Annotated in this window: 18 protein-coding genes; 5 read left to right on the top strand and 13 right to left on the bottom strand. The window is 69.7% G+C overall.

Translation table 11 applies throughout. From position 1 onward, the window contains the following. Positions 1–9: 9 nt before the first annotated feature. The 4 genes from ACWD3I_RS08850 to ACWD3I_RS08835 form a co-directional block, all read right to left on the bottom strand. Positions 10–1,053, bottom strand: coding sequence for a hypothetical protein (locus ACWD3I_RS08850; RefSeq protein ID WP_451084054.1), 1,044 nt, complete (start codon positions 1,051–1,053; stop codon positions 10–12). Positions 1,054–1,178: 125 nt separating this feature from the next. Further along, positions 1,179–1,856 (bottom strand): SigE family RNA polymerase sigma factor, encoded by a 678-nt coding sequence (locus ACWD3I_RS08845; protein WP_095046635.1) that lies wholly within the window; start codon positions 1,854–1,856, stop codon positions 1,179–1,181. Positions 1,857–2,262: 406 nt separating this feature from the next. After that, positions 2,263–3,327: an aspartate-semialdehyde dehydrogenase gene (locus tag ACWD3I_RS08840; protein ID WP_365402501.1), complete on the bottom strand. Its 1,065-nt coding sequence runs from the start codon at positions 3,325–3,327 to the stop codon at positions 2,263–2,265. Further along, a complete protein-coding gene (locus tag ACWD3I_RS08835; protein WP_266824190.1) occupies positions 3,327–4,604 on the bottom strand; it encodes an aspartate kinase in 1,278 nt (425 codons plus the stop codon). Before ACWD3I_RS08835 ends, ACWD3I_RS08840 begins: the two co-directional genes overlap by 1 nt. Before the next feature lie 385 nt (positions 4,605–4,989). Between ACWD3I_RS08835 and ACWD3I_RS08830 the strand changes: the two genes are divergently transcribed. The 3 genes from ACWD3I_RS08830 to ACWD3I_RS08820 are packed head-to-tail and all read left to right on the top strand — an operon-like array spanning position 4,990 to position 7,619. Then, positions 4,990–5,484, top strand: coding sequence for a tRNA-dependent cyclodipeptide synthase (locus ACWD3I_RS08830; RefSeq protein WP_365402498.1), 495 nt, complete (start codon positions 4,990–4,992; stop codon positions 5,482–5,484). Between the two features lie 60 nt (positions 5,485–5,544). Beyond that, positions 5,545–6,234, top strand: coding sequence for a response regulator transcription factor (locus tag ACWD3I_RS08825; protein WP_365402495.1), 690 nt, complete (start codon positions 5,545–5,547; stop codon positions 6,232–6,234). Further along, positions 6,231–7,619, top strand: a complete 1,389-nt coding sequence (locus ACWD3I_RS08820) for a sensor histidine kinase (protein ID WP_365402492.1) — start codon at positions 6,231–6,233, stop codon at positions 7,617–7,619. Before ACWD3I_RS08825 ends, ACWD3I_RS08820 begins: the two co-directional genes overlap by 4 nt. On the opposite strand, the gene ACWD3I_RS08815 is transcribed toward ACWD3I_RS08820, so the two are convergent. The 3 genes from ACWD3I_RS08815 to ACWD3I_RS08805 form a co-directional block, all read right to left on the bottom strand. Then, a complete protein-coding gene (locus ACWD3I_RS08815; RefSeq protein WP_365402490.1) occupies positions 7,585–8,091 on the bottom strand; it encodes an SgcJ/EcaC family oxidoreductase in 507 nt (168 codons plus the stop codon). The two genes, ACWD3I_RS08820 and ACWD3I_RS08815, sit on opposite strands and share 35 nt — an antisense overlap. Positions 8,092–8,251: 160 nt before the next feature. After that, the gene (locus tag ACWD3I_RS08810) at positions 8,252–8,434 is read right to left on the bottom strand and encodes a hypothetical protein (protein WP_365402487.1); all 183 of its coding nucleotides are present in this window, start codon (positions 8,432–8,434) and stop codon (positions 8,252–8,254) included. A 108-nt stretch (positions 8,435–8,542) separates the two neighbouring features. Next, positions 8,543–10,618 carry a tetratricopeptide repeat protein gene (locus ACWD3I_RS08805; RefSeq protein ID WP_365402484.1) on the bottom strand — a complete coding sequence of 692 codons (2,076 nt, stop codon included), beginning with the start codon at positions 10,616–10,618 and terminating at the stop codon, positions 8,543–8,545. Positions 10,619–10,690: 72 nt separating this feature from the next. Here ACWD3I_RS08805 and ACWD3I_RS08800 point away from each other — a divergent pair, with 72 nt between their 5' ends. Further along, positions 10,691–11,410, top strand: a complete 720-nt coding sequence (locus ACWD3I_RS08800; protein ID WP_365402481.1) for a sulfite exporter TauE/SafE family protein — start codon at positions 10,691–10,693, stop codon at positions 11,408–11,410. A 100-nt stretch (positions 11,411–11,510) separates the two neighbouring features. On the opposite strand, the gene ACWD3I_RS08795 is transcribed toward ACWD3I_RS08800, so the two are convergent. The 6 genes from ACWD3I_RS08795 to ACWD3I_RS08770 all read right to left on the bottom strand — a co-directional run bounded on the left by ACWD3I_RS08795 (position 11,511) and on the right by ACWD3I_RS08770 (position 14,625). Beyond that, positions 11,511–11,801, bottom strand: a complete 291-nt coding sequence (locus ACWD3I_RS08795) for a helix-turn-helix domain-containing protein (RefSeq protein ID WP_365402478.1) — start codon at positions 11,799–11,801, stop codon at positions 11,511–11,513. Positions 11,802–11,939: 138 nt separating this feature from the next. After that, positions 11,940–12,452, bottom strand: coding sequence for a hypothetical protein (locus ACWD3I_RS08790; RefSeq protein ID WP_365402475.1), 513 nt, complete (start codon positions 12,450–12,452; stop codon positions 11,940–11,942). Between the two features lie 108 nt (positions 12,453–12,560). Then, entirely contained in the window at positions 12,561–12,872 is a 312-nt protein-coding gene (locus tag ACWD3I_RS08785; protein ID WP_365402472.1) for a trypco2 family protein, read from the bottom strand. 104 nt (positions 12,873–12,976) lie between these two features. Then, complete coding sequence (locus ACWD3I_RS08780; protein ID WP_365402469.1) at positions 12,977–13,636, bottom strand: DUF5063 domain-containing protein; 660 nt, start codon at positions 13,634–13,636, stop codon at positions 12,977–12,979. Next, positions 13,629–14,228: a recombination mediator RecR gene (gene recR, locus ACWD3I_RS08775; RefSeq protein WP_365402466.1), complete on the bottom strand. Its 600-nt coding sequence runs from the start codon at positions 14,226–14,228 to the stop codon at positions 13,629–13,631. Before recR ends, ACWD3I_RS08780 begins: the two co-directional genes overlap by 8 nt. 58 nt (positions 14,229–14,286) lie before the next feature. Then, the gene (locus ACWD3I_RS08770) at positions 14,287–14,625 is read right to left on the bottom strand and encodes a YbaB/EbfC family nucleoid-associated protein (protein WP_365402463.1); all 339 of its coding nucleotides are present in this window, start codon (positions 14,623–14,625) and stop codon (positions 14,287–14,289) included. Between the two features lie 256 nt (positions 14,626–14,881). On the opposite strand from ACWD3I_RS08770, the gene ACWD3I_RS08765 reads away from it, so the two are divergent. Continuing rightward, on the top strand, positions 14,882–15,634 hold the full coding sequence (locus tag ACWD3I_RS08765) for an SLATT domain-containing protein (protein WP_365402460.1): 753 nt from the start codon (positions 14,882–14,884) through the stop codon (positions 15,632–15,634). The last annotated feature ends 11 nt before the right edge of the window (positions 15,635–15,645 follow it).

Below are 15,645 nucleotides of genomic sequence, written 5' to 3'. Positions count from 1 at the left end.
CCGCCAGTTCTACGCCGTCGGCGTCAGCACACCCGTCCAGTACACCGTGCCCGCGCACGCGTTCGTGAGCGTCGCCGACGTCGACGCGGTGCCGCCCTCGGCCGTGGCGGTGATCGTCACGCTGCCGTCCTGCGTGCCGTCCGCCGTCATCAGCTGGGTGGAGGTGCCGGTGTCGCCGCCCGTGGAGGTGCCCTCCGTGGTGCCGGAGTTGTCGGTGGGGCTGGGTGTGGTGGTGGGACCGCCGGTGGTGCCGCCGTCGCCGTTGTCCACGGGGCAGGTCTCCGAGGGGACCCAGGCGAACCTCACGATGTAGGAGGAGCCTGGCTGCAGGCTCAGGGAGGCAAGTTCGAGGGACGGGTCGGGCAGGGAGACCGCCGCGTCACCGGAGACATGCCGCTGCGGGGCGACCTTGGTGGAGTCCGCCGCGCCCGACGTGGCCGTGACCACGCTGCCCGGACCGGTGACCAGACAGGCCGCGGTCGAGCCGTTGGTGAAGGTGAACGTGCCGTACACCGCGCCGGCCGAGTCGGCGGGGTCGACGCTGGCGGTCGGAATACCGAGGTCCGTGGCCGTGCACGCGGGAACGCCCGCCGTGCTGGTGGCCGAGGGACCGGAGCTGTCGCTGCCCCCGCTGCCGGTGCCGGCGCCCTTGTCCTCGTCGTCCTCCTTCGAGCCGCCCTTGTCCTTGTCCTCGACCTTGCTGGAGGAACCGCCGGAGGTGCTCTCACCGCCGTCCGGGCCCTTGCCCTGGCTCGCGCCGCCCTGGGCCTGCGAGTAGTGGCCGACGGCGGAGGGGTCGGCGTCGGAGCCGGTGGCGCCCGAGACATGCAGCAGGGCGGGGACGGCGGTGCCGACGAAGAGCGCGGCGGCCGCCATGCCGACCAGGGCCTGCCGCTTGCGGGCCCGTCGGGCGGGTACCGCGGTGCGCAGATGGTCGAGCGTGCCGTCGCGCGGCTCGATCTCCTCGACCGCGTGCTGCAGCATGCGGCGCAGTGCCAGCTCGTCCGAGTCGAGCCCTCCCGAGGGGCTCTGGTCGTCGAGGCCGTGGTTCACAGTTCCGTTCCCAGCAGTTGATTGCTTCGGCTTGTGCGGCGCGTCCGCATCGCCCGGCTCGCGCCACTCGTAGGGCTCGTGCGGGACATGCGCGTGGCGCCGCCCGTCGTGCTCTCCTGGGCCGCTCATGCCGGTGCCTCCATGGCGACCCGGAGGGCGGCGATACCGCGGGAGCCGTACGCCTTCACCGAGCCAAGGGATATCCCGAGCGTCTCGGCGACCTGCGCCTCGGTCATGTCCGCGAAGTACCGCAGGACGAGGACCTCGCGCTGGCGGCGCTGGAGTCCCTTCATCGCCTTGATGAGCGAGTCGCGCTCCAGCAGGTCGTACGCACCCTCCTCGGCGCTCGCCATGTCCGGCATCGGCTTGGACAGCAGCTTGAGTCCGAGGATGCGGCGGCGCAGGGCCGAGCGGGAGAGATTGACGACGGTCTGGCGCAGATACGCGAGCGTCTTCTCCGGGTCCCGGACGCGCTTGCGCGCGGAGTGGACGCGGATGAAAGCCTCCTGGACGACGTCCTCGCAGGAGGCGGTGTCGTCGAGGAGAAGGGCTGCGAGACCGAGCAACGAGCGGTAGTGCGCCCGGTAGGTCTCGGTGAGGTGGTCGACGGTGGTGCCTGCGGCAGCCACGTCCTCGGCACCGTCACGCTGACTGGGTATGCGGGTAGGCCGCGCTGCGGGCATCGGCGCGATCACCGGCATGCCACCGGGCGTACCGGCCCTGCGGGGTCGTACGGCCGTGGGGCGCGGCGGCCGAAGGGCCGTACCGCGCGAGACCGCTGTGAAATCGAGAACCTCTGCCACGCCAGTTGGACACGCCTACCCCCGTAAGGGTTGTACGCGCCGGGCGTCACTTTTGCGTCGGACGGCCGCATGCCGCACGAGACGGCCCTCCGTCTTGTGTCAGGCAGCACTGCTGACCGTGCGTCAAGCGCCCTCATGCCTACCCGCTCTTCCCCTGTGTCCTGAATGATTCGGGGCGTCCCCACGCCCCTTGAAGCATCCCCGCACCCCCTGAAGGGCGTTCGCAAAGACGCTCCCCGCCCTTCGCGCGGTTGCGGAGAGCGGGGAGGCAAATTTTCGGACGCCGAGGTGGCTCGGATCAAGTGGTCCGGACCATCGTCCGCACCACGAGTCGCTCACAGATCCTACAAAGCGACTGTCCGCAGGCCAGTGCTTTTCCGGCTCACAGAAGGAATTCCGGGAAACGTCACATGAACTCGGTCGCCACCAGCTCGGCGATCTGCGCGGTGTTGAGCGCCGCGCCCTTGCGCAGGTTGTCCCCGCAAACAAAGAGCTCGAGGGCGGTCGGGTCGTCCAGCGCCCGGCGTACCCGGCCCACCCACGTGGGGTCGGTGCCGACCACGTCGGCGGGGGTCGGGAACTCCCCGGCGGCCGGGTTGTCGAACAGCACGACGCCCGGCGCAGTGGCGAGAATCTCACGCGCCTTGGCGACGGTGACCTCGCCCTCGAAGCGGGCGTGGACGGTCAGCGAGTGCGTGGTGACGACCGGAACCCGTACACAGGTGACCGCGACGGGCAGCTCGGGGAGGCCGAGGATCTTGCGGGACTCGTCCCGCACCTTCATCTCCTCCGACGACCAGCCGTCCTCGCGCAGCGACCCGGCCCACGGGACGACGTTGAGCGCGACCGGCTCCGGGAACGGCCCGGTGTTGTCGCCCACGGCCCGCCGTACGTCTCCGGGCCGGGTCCCCAGTTCCGTACCGGCCACCAGCGAGAGCTGCTGGCGCAGGGTCTCGACGCCGGCCCGGCCCGCGCCGCTCACCGCCTGGTACGAGGACACCACCAGCTCACGCAGCCCGAACTCGGCGTGCAGCGCGCCGAGGGCCACGATCATCGACAGGGTCGTGCAGTTGGGGTTGGCGACGATCCCGCGCGGCCTGACCCGCGCCGCGTGCGGATTGACCTCGGGGACGACGAGGGGCACCTCCGGGTCCATCCGGAAGGCGCCCGAGTTGTCCACGACGACGGCACCGCGCGCGGCGGCGATCGGCGCCCACTGCGCGGAGACCTCGTCGGGGACGTCGAACATGGCGACGTCGACGCCGTCGAAGGCCTCCTCCGTCAGAGCCACCACCTCGACCTCCTCGCCGCGCACGGCCAGCTTGCGGCCGGCCGAGCGCGGGGAGGCGATCAGACGGATCTCGCCCCAGATGTCCGCGTGCTGGGACAGGATCTGGAGCATGACCGTACCGACGGCTCCGGTCGCTCCCACGACCGCGAGCGTCGGTCGCACGGACCCTGTCCCGGCCATCAGCGTCCCGTGCCCCCGTAGACGACGGCCTCGTCGCTGTCGGAGTCGAGCCCGAAGGCGGTGTGCACGGCCCGGACGGCCTCGTTGACGTCGTCGGCGCGCGTGATGACCGAGATACGGATCTCGGAGGTCGAGATCAGCTCGATGTTCACGCCCGCGTCGGAGAGCGCCTCGAAGAAGGAGGCGGTGACGCCCGGGTTGGTCTTCATACCCGCGCCGACCAGGGAGATCTTGCCGATCTGGTCGTCGTAGCGCAGGGAGTCGAAGCCGATGCCGGCCTTGTTCTTCTCCAGGGCGTCGATGGCCTTGCGGCCCTCGGTCTTCGGCAGCGTGAAGGAGATGTCCGTCAGACCGGTGGAGGCGGCGGACACGTTCTGCACGATCATGTCGATGTTGATCTCGGCGTCGGAGATCGTGCGGAAGATCGTGGCGGCCTCGCCCGGCTTGTCCGGCACGCCCACGACCGTGACCTTGGCCTCGGAGGTGTCGTGCGCGACACCGGAGATGATCGCCTGCTCCACCGGCTTGTCCCCTTGCTTGATCGGTTCACTGCTGACCCACGTGCCCTGGAGTCCGCTGAAGCTGGACCGGACATGGATCGGGATGTTGTAGCGACGGGCGTACTCCACACAGCGGTGGAGCAGCACCTTGGAGCCGGACGACGCCAGCTCCAGCATGTCCTCGAAGGAGATCCAGTCGATCTTCTTCGCCTTCTTCACCACGCGCGGGTCGGCGGTGAACACGCCGTCCACGTCGGTGTAGATCTCGCACACCTCGGCGTCGAGGGCGGCGGCCAGGGCCACGGCCGTGGTGTCGCTGCCGCCGCGGCCCAGCGTGGTGATGTCCTTCTTGTCCTGGCTGACGCCCTGGAAGCCCGCGACGATGGCGATGTTGCCCCGGTCCAGGGACTCCCGGATACGGCCGGGCGTGACGTCGATGATCCGCGCTTTGTTGTGGACCGAGTCGGTGATGACGCCTGCCTGGCTGCCGGTGAAGCTCTGGGCCTCGTGGCCCAGGTTTTTGATCGCCATGGCCAGCAGGGCCATGGAGATACGCTCTCCGGCGGTCAGCAGCATGTCGAACTCACGGCCGGCCGGCATCGGGGATACCTGCTCGGCGAGATCGATCAGCTCGTCCGTCGTGTCGCCCATCGCGGAAACCACGACAACCACCTGGTTGCCGTTCTTCTTCGCTTCCACGATTCGCTTGGCGACGCGCTTGATGCCCTCGGCATCGGCTACGGAGGAGCCTCCGTACTTCTGCACGACAAGGCCCACGTGCGCTCCTCGCTCAGTCAGTCACTATCCGCACATACGTATATGTACTGCGGTCGGCTCAGTCTAACGAGCGTCCGAAATCGACCTTCGTGAAACCACATGGTGAGACCCGGACGCCCAGCACGACCCTGCCCATCCCCGCGGTGAACACTCGGCAAAGTGGGCCAGGTCACCCGTTGACGCTCTCCGTAGCCGTCCGATGACTTCACGTCGTCGTCGCCACGCCAGGAGCACCCGGCTCCCCCGGGACCAGCGACGCGAAGGACTCTCCTTCCTTGACGACCGTGACCGTCTCAGAGATCCAGCACGTCACTCCCCCCGACCTCTTCGGGGTACGGCCCTTCACCCCTCACTGCGAGGTCATCCGCAGCGCCACTTCGAGCGGGTGGACTTCGTCCACACCGATCTGCACGTGACCGAGATGTACGAGGCCTCCGGCTGTCCGGCCGACGACGCGCGCCGCAAGGCGGTGAAGAACCTGCGCGGCGTACGGGCCAGGGTGCTGGGCGTGCGGATCAGTCTGTCCATCGGGGACGGGCTGCCGAGGCTGGCGCTCCAGGACGTGGTCCTCGGGGACGTGCAGGTGGCGGCGGGCGAACTGGTGCTGGTGCTGGTCGAGGGCGCGAACTTCGACCCGGCCGCCTTCCCCGACCCGCACACCGTCGACCTCGACCGCGCCAACAGCGCCGCGCACCTGTCCTTCGGCGGCGGCCGGCACTACTGCCCCGCCACGGCGCTGGGCCGCAGGCACGCCGAGATCGCCCTGGCGGTGCTGCTGGAACGCATGCCCCGGCCGGCCCTCGCCGTGCCGGTCGAACAGCTGGTGTGGCGGACGGGGTTCACGAAGCGGATCCCGGAGCGGCTGCCGGTCATGTGGTAGCCGCGCGTTGAGGGGCTAGGTGGGCGGTCGTCTTAAATTTCAAGCATTAGGGTTCGCCGTGTGCGCGTACTGCTGGTGGAAGACGATGAGCCGGTCGCCGAGTCACTCCGGCGCGGACTGCTGCGCTACGGCTTCGAGGTGACCTGGGTCGCCACAGGCGGAGCGGCGCTGAAGCACGAGGAGCCCTACGACGTCGTACTCCTCGATCTCGGGCTGCCCGACACCGACGGTCTCGACGTGTGCAGGGCGCTGCGCGAGCGCGGGGACGTGCCGATCATCGTGATCAGCGCGCGGAGCGACGAGACGGACCGGGTGGTCGGCCTCGAACTCGGCGCGGACGACTACGTCTCCAAGCCGTTCGGGGTCCGGGAGGTCATCGCGCGGATAAGAGCGGTGATGCGGCGCGCCCAGCCGCGTACGTCGTCCGCCGAGCCCGCCGGTCCCGACCGCTACGGCGACCGCCTCACGATCGACCGCAAGGCGGTCCGGGTCCATCTGGACGGCGCGGAGGTCGCGCTGGCCCCCAAGGAGTACGACCTGCTGGCCTTCCTCACCGAGGAGCCGGGGGCGCTGATGTCGCGCGAGCAGATCATGGAGGCGGTCTGGGACGCGAACTGGTTCGGGCCGACGAAGACCCTGGACGTCCATGTGGCGGCGCTGCGGCGGAAGCTGGCGGGGGCCATCACGATCGAGGCGGTGCGGGGGGTCGGCTTCCGGCTGATCGTCAACGGCGGTAGTGACGCTTCATGAACCGCCAGCTCATCCGGAGTTACATCCTGCTCGTCGCGGTGGCCATCGCCCTGTTCACCTTGCCCGTGGCGTTCACCCTCACCGACCAACTGCGCGGCGACACCGAGGCGTCGGTGCTCCGCGAGGCCCAGACCATGGCTCAGCTGCTGGGCTCCGGCGGCGCCGCCTCGTGCAACGCGCTGGACCAGATGGCCGACGCGTACCACGACGACGTCGAGCTGTACACGAAGGGCGGCGACCGGAGCTGTGCACCCGATCTCCCCGACCCCGCGCGGGACAAGGCGCTGACCACCGCCCTGGAGGACGGGGAGCCCACCACCGACTGGGGCTCGAAGTTCATCTGGGGCAAGCATCTGGTGATCACCGTCCCCGCGTACCAGCCGACGGCCGACGGCGAGACCGCCAAGGGGCCGGTCGTCGGGGCCGTACGGATCGTGTACGCGACCTCGGGCATGACCACCAGGCTGTGGAACATCTGGGGCTTCCGGGCCGCGCTGGCCGTGCTCGTGCTCGCGGCCGCCGCCGCGATCGGCGCGTTCGCCGCCCGCCGGATCACCGCTCCGCTGCGTGAACTGAACGCCATGGCCAGCAAGTTCAGCGACGGCGACCTCACCGCGCGTTCCCCCGTGACGGGCCCGCCGGAGACCCAGACACTGGCGCGCACCCTCAACCAGGGTGCGGAACGTCTCGACACGCTGGTCGCCTCGCAGCGCATCTTCGTGGCGGACGCCTCCCATCAACTGCGCACCCCTCTCACGGCGTTGCGGTTGTCGCTGGACAACATCGCGGACGGCGTCGACGACGAGTTCGTGCGGGAGGACGTGGAGCAGGCGACCGCGGAGGTGGTCCGGATGAGCCGTCTGGTCAACGGGCTGCTGGTGCTGGCGCGGGCGGAGGCGAAGGTCACGGCCGCGGAGCCGCTGTTGTTGGCGGACATCATCGAGGAACGTCTGGACGTGTGGAGGCCGGCCGCCGACGAGCGCGGAGTCACCATCGCGCTTGGGGGGAGTAACGCCGACGGCCGGCTGCTTGTGCTGGCCAGCCCCGGTCATCTGGACCAGGTGCTGGACAACGTGCTTTCCAATGCCCTGGAGGTGTCACCGGACGGGGGCACGATCACCGTCCGGGTCGAATCGCGGGGCGAGGAGACCCTGTTGTCGGTCCTCGACCAGGGACCGGGCATGTCCGACCCGGAGAAGTCCCGCGCCTTCGACCGCTTCTGGCGCGGCCAGGGCCTGACCGGGCGCTCCGGGTCCGGGCTCGGCCTCGCCGTCGTCAAGCAGCTGGTGACCGACGACGGCGGGACGGTGACGCTCGGGGACGCGCCCGGGGGTGGGCTGGTGGTGCGGATCAGCCTTCGGGCATCGCCGAAGAGTGGTGGTTGACGATCTTCCACTCGCCGTTCCGCTTCTCGTACTCGTAGGTGTAGCGGGCCTCGACGACACGCTTGGCGCCGGTGTTCGGGTCGGTCAGCGTGAACTCGTACACGCCGGCGTCCAGGGCGGAGTTGTTGTCGAGGATGTTGATGTGGGTCTCGATCTTCTTGCCGACCGGCTTGTTCAGCAGGAAGTGCTCGAAGTAGTCGACGATGCCGGCGTGGTCGCTGCGGACCTTGTTGGAGACGGTGGGCAGCAGGACGGCGTCCTTGGCGTACCGGTCGGCGACGGTCTCGGCGTCGCCGGTCCGCAGGGCCTTGTTCCAGCCGTCGAACTGGGCGGCGATCTCCGCCTTGGTGGGCTTCTTGCCGCTCTGCTTGTCCGGTCCGGCGACGCCGACGCCTGCGGCGAAGGTGCCGACGGCGACGAGGGCGCCGACGGTGACAACGGCTACACGCTTGGTTATCGGGCGACGGGTCATGTCATCTCCAGTGCGGGCGAGGGGGGTTGCTTCCTCCGCTCTGTCTGCGGCTCCTGTGGAGGAAGTGACTCCAGACTCGCGTGACACCGGTTAGGGGCCGTGCAGGCGTCGTACAGGGGACGTCCAGGGATGATCCAACTCGCGGAGCGTGAGCGGGTGGCTACTTGGCGGCACCCCTGTCCCGGACGAGGCTCACCCCCGCACCTGCCGCGACAACGCCCATGCCCACGGCGGTCATCACACCCTGGCTGCCGTCCACGACGAAGGGGGCGACGACGGCTACGGCGGCGTTGAAGAGGAAGAGGAACCAGAGGACGGGCTTGGAGGAGAGGAGGCTCTTCATGGGGATGCGATTCCTTCGGTACGGGGGCGGTGACCTGGTGAGATCAACGATCCCGTGGCGCGAGGGCCGGGACGATGGAGTGCTCTCCCGAAGGTGGGGTGTAGAGGGCTACACCTGGGGTGGGGTGAGAAGGGGGGCGAAGTCCTGACGGAGGTCACGGACGTAGGCGGTCTCGCCGACCAGGCGCTCCCAGTCCGCGAGGAGAAGGGCGGCCTGGTCGCGAGCGCGGCCCAGGTCCCCGACCGTGTCCCTGAGAAATCTGACGAACGCCCGGCGGGTGCTCAGCGTGACCCCGTCCGTCTCTCCGAAGATGCGCCCCCTACGTGTGATGCACTCTTCGAAGTGAGCCGCGGCCCTCTCGATGTCCCCCGCCGATTTACAAACCCAGATGAGCTGCCAGTGGCAGATGTCGAAGATCATGGAGTCCTCGCCCTCGACCGCTGAGACCTTGACGAGCAGTTCCTCGATCGCGTGGGCGGCAACTGTCGCATCGCTGTCGGTGTCCGTCTCCACGGCACGTCTCAACGCCTTCGCCCACGTCGACCGCGCCCGGAGAACCGTCTGATGCCGGTCACCCAGAGTCTGTTCGGCACTTCTCACGTTCGCCCTCGCCAACGACAGCGCGTCCGCGAAGCGTCCCGCCTCCACCATCGCGTCGGCCAGGGCTGACCGGGCCTCGAAGGTCAGCTTGCTTCTGGGACCGAACACACGCACGTGGTCGGCCAGGTTCTCTTCCAGCAGCTCGATCGCGCGTATGCGATCACCGGCATACCCATGTGACTGGGCCAGGTGGCCGCGCATGGTGAGTGTCGTCTCGTCATTGGGCCCGAACGCCCGCTCCGCCGCGGCCGCGGCTCGCTCATGCAGCTCCACCGCGCGGGCGGCGTCGGCCGTGAAGCCACCCATGTGAAACAGCCAGGCTTCGTATTCGTCGTCGTTCTCCGGATCGGTACGGCCGGCCATCGCCTCCAAGTGCATGAGCCAGGTCAGCTCGGCGTCGACCGCGCGGAGCGTTCGGCTGTTGTCCAGCAGCACGTGGGCGGCCTCGTGGCTCGCGTCGAACTCCGCCCGCCCCACCGCCTGAACCAGCCGGTGCACCGAGATCGTGTCATCGTCGTGCACCTTGATCAGGCTGTGCGCGGCCAGCCGCCGGATCGCCTCCGTCACCTCGACCGGACTGCCGAGCAGTTCCAGATAAGCCCGCGGAATCCCCTCCGACGCCCACCAGGCGATGACCCCGAGGATCCGCCCGGCCAACGGCGTGTCCGCCAGCCGGTCCAACGACACCCGCCACACCCGGGCAACCGTACGGTCCTGGTCCGTCCCCTCCGCCGACTGTGCGAAGACCTCCTCCGGATACGCGGCCAAGAGCTCTCGGTAGCGCGCCGATGTGATCCCCGCCTCGGCGCAGTAGGCCGCGGACTGTTCGACAGCGAGCGGCAGATGCCCCAGTTCCCGGCACAGCGCCTCGACGTCCTCGCCCGAGCCGTCGATCCGCTCGAACAGCTCGATGGCCTCCGCCGGTTCCAGCACATCCAGCGACAACGCCTCAGCGACCTTGTGCCACCCGCTGGCCCGCCGCGTGGTGATCAGAAACCGCCCACCCGGGGCCCGCCCCAGCAGCGCCTTCACATCCGCTGGGTCGGACACGTTGTCCAGGACCAGCAGCCACCCCTCATGCCCTGCCAGCCACTGGACCGCCCGCTCCCGCAGGGCCTCCCGGGACAGCACATCCCGCAGCGCCGGCTGCAACGCGACCGCGAACTCCGCAAGCCCGGCGTCGAGATCGGCCGGGCTCTCGGCGGTGATCCACCAGACGGGGTTGTACGACCTCACGCGCCCCGCCGCCCAGTGCGCGGCGAGCGTCGACTTCCCGATGCCGCCGAGCCCGTGCACGGCCTGGACCACGACGTCGTTCGACTCTCTGAACGTCGTGTCGAGCAAGGCGAGTTCACGCCGACGACCGACGAACAAGGCGGTCCTGTCGGGCAGATTGACCAGCCTTTCGGGCGCCGACTCGGGCAGCGCGAACGCCTCCGGCGGCAACGCCTTCTCCGCGTACATCGCGACGACGCCGTCCCCGCTGAGCGCCTGCCGTATCCCCTGCGCCGACGCGATGGCCCGCTCCCCAGAAGCCCCCGCCGCCGAGTTCACGAACCCACCCGCGTCAACACCCTCGACCACCCCGTCATACGGTCATCATCGCGCCCTGCCCGGCGCGGACGTAGCGGGTTGCCGAGGAGAGGGTGCCGAACGATGACAGCCGACATACTTCTCGCCGGGATCGTGCTGCTCGGCTCCTCCGTCCAGTGGCTCACCGGCATGGGCTTCGCCCTGGTCGCCGTACCCGCACTCGTACTGTTGCTCGGACCGGCGCAGGGGGTCGCCCTCGCCAACTGTGCGGCCGGGGCGATCAGTGTGGTGGGGCTGGCGGGCGGCTGGCGTCAGGTACGTCCGCGCGCGATGGTGCCACTGTGCGTGGCGGCGGCGTGCACGGTACCGGCGGGAACCTGGATTACACGGCAACTCCCCGAACCCGTCCTGCTGTTGGTGATGGGTGGCCTGGTCACGATGGCCGTGCTGCTGGTCATGCGGGGCGCCCGGGTGCCGGCCCTGCGCGGAACCAAGGGCGCGGTGGTGGCGGGCGCGGCAGGTGGGTTCATGAACTCGGCGGCGGGGGTGGGTGGGCCGCCGGTGTCGTTGTACGCGGTCAACGCCGGGTGGACGGTACGGGAGTTCGTGCCCAACGCTCAGTTCTACGGCGTCGTCGTCAACGCCTTCTCCGTGGCGGCGAACGGGGTGCCGGAGCTGAGCGCGCCGAGGTGGGTGTCCGTGGTCGGCGCCATGGCTGTGGGCGGGGTGATCGGCAGGGGGCTCGCGGGGCGGATACCGGAGAAGCGGGCGCGGGTGTTGGTGTTGTCCCTGGCGTTGGCCGGTGGGATCACTGCGCTGGGGAAGGGGGTGTGGGGGCTGTGACGCGGATGACGGCTCGGATGAAGCCGCATCGGGAGATGAGCGAGCGGGAGCACTTCGCCCGAGTCGGTGACGGGTGCGAGGGGCAGACCGGCTGACACGGTCACGTACGTCGCAGGCGCCCGTTGCGCGGGCTCGGGATGCGGGTGCCGAGGGCTCGGGCGTACGCGCGCAGGGTCTCCAGGTCGTGGATGTCGCCGCCCTCTATCTGCGAGACCCAGGTGGGGAAGAGATCGGCCGCGTCGGCCGCCTGCCCCCGCGTCAGCCCCTGCTCCTCCCGGACCTGCCGCAGCCGGTGCCCCAGGGCGTACGCCTGCGGGGCGGACAGCGCGCCGGGGGCGGGGGCAGGCTTCGAGGTGGCGAACGGCGTGGTGAAGGGGAGGGTGACGGGCATGGTGGCGGCTCCGTTTCGGGGTGGGGCACCGGCCGGGTGTGGTCGTTGTGCAGGTGAGACCACTGGAGGGACCTTTGCATTACGCCGTTTCGGAAGCCTTTTCGTATGGTCCGCGTCACACCTGGCGGAACGTCGACGTCAGATGGCGTCCGGGGCTGCTCGGCGACCGTGACGTCCGTCGGAACCAGTTGCGCCCCCGCCGCCTTCAACGCGATGGCAAATCCGGGCCGAGCAGCTAGCGAGCGACGCCATGGACACGGCCGTCGACTGATCCCCGGTGCAATCCCTTTGCCGGTCGGTCGTGACGACCCCGATGAGCCGCCCCCGCGCGAACAACGCCGCCCCCGAGGCCCCCGCCCACCGCGACTTCTCGCTGGGCTTGCCCGGAACGGCAACCCCGTCGACGTAAGCCGTGATCAGCCCGCCGGACTTGAGCCCGGTCACGACCCCACCGGACAGGCTCACCGCCCGACGGCGGCTACCACCCTGGTCGGTGATCGTGACAAGCGCCGCGTCGGCCTGCGGCTCCCGCTCCAGATCGGGCGCAACCTCGGGCCACAGCACCTCGGCCCCAGCCCATGCCGCCGCCTCGGAAACCAGCCGCCGAACCTCCGACGCCCCACAGCCGAGCACATTGTGAAGTGCCGTCATGATCAGTCGATCCGCAACCAGACAGCCGGTCCCCGAACACTTCCCGACCGGATTCCACACCTCGACGACCCGCCGCACATCCACAGGCCAACACCCCCGCGCTCCCCGTTACTTGGGGCGTTCCCCCGAGTCGTCCGTGAGACGCCGATCCGCGCCCTCGCCATCGACCGGCTGGAGTGTGATCTCCACGCGGTTCGTCGTGCCCTTGGACAGCGACGCCTTGGCCTCCGCTCCGAACGGCAGCACCAGGACCTTCGCCCGAGCTTCCCCGTCCTTCCGCACATCCACGGAGAACTCGATCTCGACGGGCCCGGTCCGGAACTGGATCTTCTGGCCCTCGCCATCTCTGGCCGCCTGCTGAAGCTCCGCCCGGATCGCCCCGATCGCCTCGGCCAGCCCCGCCCACGCCTCGTCCGCCACCGGGCGCCCCCTTCACCCCCGTACGGGAATCCCCGTACACGCGCTGCGGGGCGCAGCGTACTCGCCGCGCCCCGCACCGAAAGGAGAAACCCCGTTACAGCCTGCTACTTCGCCGTCCCCAGTCCCAACGGCGCCGCGATCTCCTCCGCCATCACCTTCCCGGCCTCGAATTCCAGCGTCTCGTCGCCCACGCTCTGGTCGGTGTCCAGGCCGTCCAGCTCCTCCAGGGGCTGGTTGAGGCGGACGTGGGCGAGGACGGACTGGAGGGCGCGGAGGGTGGCGGAGGCGGTGGAGCCCCAGTTGGAGAAGTAGGAGAACTGCCACCACCACAGGGCCTCCGAGGTGCGGCCCGCGCGGTAGTGGGCCATGCCGTGGCGGAGGTCGGTGATGACGTCGGTCAGGTCGTCGGAGATACGGGCCGGCACCGGGGCCTTGCGGGGCTCGTAGGGGTCGAAGACCTCCGAGTAGATGTCGATCGGGTCCAGCAGCCTCGCCAGGTTCTCGCGGAGTTCGTCCACGTCGGCGTCCGGGCCCGTGTCGGGCTCGTAGCGCTCGTCGGGGACGATGTCCTCGTGGGCTCCCAGGCGACCACCGGCGAGGAGGAGTTGGGAGACCTCCAGGAGGAGGAAGGGGATCGCCGATTCCGGCTCGTCGCCCTTGGCCACCTCGGTGACGGCCACGAGGAAGCTCTCCACCTGGTCGGCGATCTGGACCGCGAAGTCGTCCGGGTCCTGCGTGGTCTCGTGCAGTGTGGCGTCAGACATCTAGGAGTCGTCTCCCCTCGAAGGCGCGGCCGAGGGTCACCTCGTCCGCGTATTCCAGGTCGCCACCCACCGGGAGGCCGCTGGCCAGGCGGGTGACCTTGAGGCCCATGGGCTTGATCATGCGGGCGAGGTACGTGGCCGTGGCCTCGCCCTCCAGGTTCGGGTCCGTGGCCAGGATCAGCTCCGTGACCGTCCCGTCGGCCAACCTCGCGAGAAGTTCTCGTATACGCAGGTCGTCCGGGCCCACACCCTCGATGGGGCTGATCGCTCCGCCGAGCACGTGGTAGCGGCCTCTGAATTCGCGGGTGCGTTCGATGGCCACCACGTCCTTCGGCTCCTCCACCACACAGATGACCGAGAGGTCGCGGCGAGTGTCGCGGCAGATGTTGCACTGCTCTTCCTGTGCCACGTTTCCGCAGGTCGCGCAGAAGCGGACCTTCGCCTTGACCTCCATCAGGCACTGCGCGAGCCGCCGTACGTCCGTCGGTTCCGCCTGCAGGATGTGGAAGGCGATCCGCTGGGCGCTCTTGGGACCGACGCCGGGCAGCCGGCCCAGTTCGTCGATGAGGTCCTGCACCACGCCTTCGTACAACGGACTGCCACCCTTCCTGGGTTCCTTGGGTACGTACGGTAGTTGGCGGACGCCCTTCTTAGAAAGGCAGACCCGGAATACCGCCGCCCAGTCCCTGGGCCAGCGGGCCCAACTTCTGCTGCTGGAGGGTCTGGGCGTTCTCGTTGGCCGCCTGTACGGCGGCGACGATCAGGTCGGCGAGGGTCTCGGTGTCCTCCGGGTCCACCGCCTTCGGGTCGATCTTCAGCGCGCGGAGTTCACCGGAGCCGGTGACCGTCGCCCGGACCAGGCCGCCGCCCGCCTGGCCGTCGACCTCGGTCCGCGCCAGTTCCTCCTGCGCGTTCGCCAGGTCCTGCTGCATCTTCTGGGCCTGCTGGAGCAGCTGCTGCATGTTGGGCTGGCCACCACCGGGGATCACGATCAGCTCCCGCTCATAGGTCTGGGTCTTTCTGGGTTTCGTCCTCTGTGACGAGCCTACGTGCTCCACGCAGCCATCGCTCCGGCACTCTTTCGAGTGAGATGTTGTCGAGTCCTATACCTGATCAAGGCCCACTTCCGGGCGGAAAAGGAGTGAAAGCCGTCCCTTCGCCACCCATTGGGCGGTAGGAAAGACCCGGCGCGTCAGCACCATGCGTCACACAGCGTGATCGGCCGTGATCAGTAGGGAGTGCCGGGTGGGTCAGCCGGAGATGCAGCCCGAGGGTCCGCCTCAGGACGGGCGGGGCGGGGAGGCGGTCGGGCCGCGGCCGGGCGACCTGACGGGACGGACGTTTCCGCTCGGGGACTGGGGCGAGCCCGCGCTCCGTCTCGACGAGCTGTACCGGTGGGTGGAGCGCGGGGCGCTCGACACCGCCGCGTGGTACCTCGCGGACCGGGTGTGGAAGCGGCGGGGTGCGCGGGCCCTGCGGTGCGGGGCCGCGGCCGGGGCGGTGGCCGGTGCCGCGCTGCCCCTGCTGGACCTCACGGGGGTCGTCGGCGGGGGCGCGGGCTGGGGGTATCTGGCACTGCTGCTCGCTGTCGCGTGCGTGGCCGTGGACCGGTTCTTCGGGGTGACGTCCGGGTGGATAAGGGATGTGGCCACCGCGCAGGCCGTGCAGCGGCGGTTGCAGGTGCTGCAGTTCGACTGGGCCTCGGAGAGTGTGCGGGAGGTTCTGGGTCCGGCAGAGGGGACCGCGGGGGAGGCGGCCGATCGGTGTCTCGGGGTGCTGCGGAGGTTTTCCGAGGACGTGACCGAGCTGGTGCGGGTGGAGACCGCGGACTGGATGGTGGAGTTTCGGACGGGGTCGGCGCCGTTGGGGATTCAGGGGGGTGTCGCGGGGGCGGCCCGGGGGGACGGGAACGTGGTCCAGGGGCGGTTCCCCTTGCCACCCGGTCCGGGGGGTGCGCGGCCGAACATGCCTCGGCAGCGGCCGCCGGAACCCAGGTGACGGGAGGCGCC

This window comes from Streptomyces sp. NPDC002817, from assembly GCF_053592055.1.
This window is presented reverse-complemented; position numbering and strand designations above follow the sequence as displayed.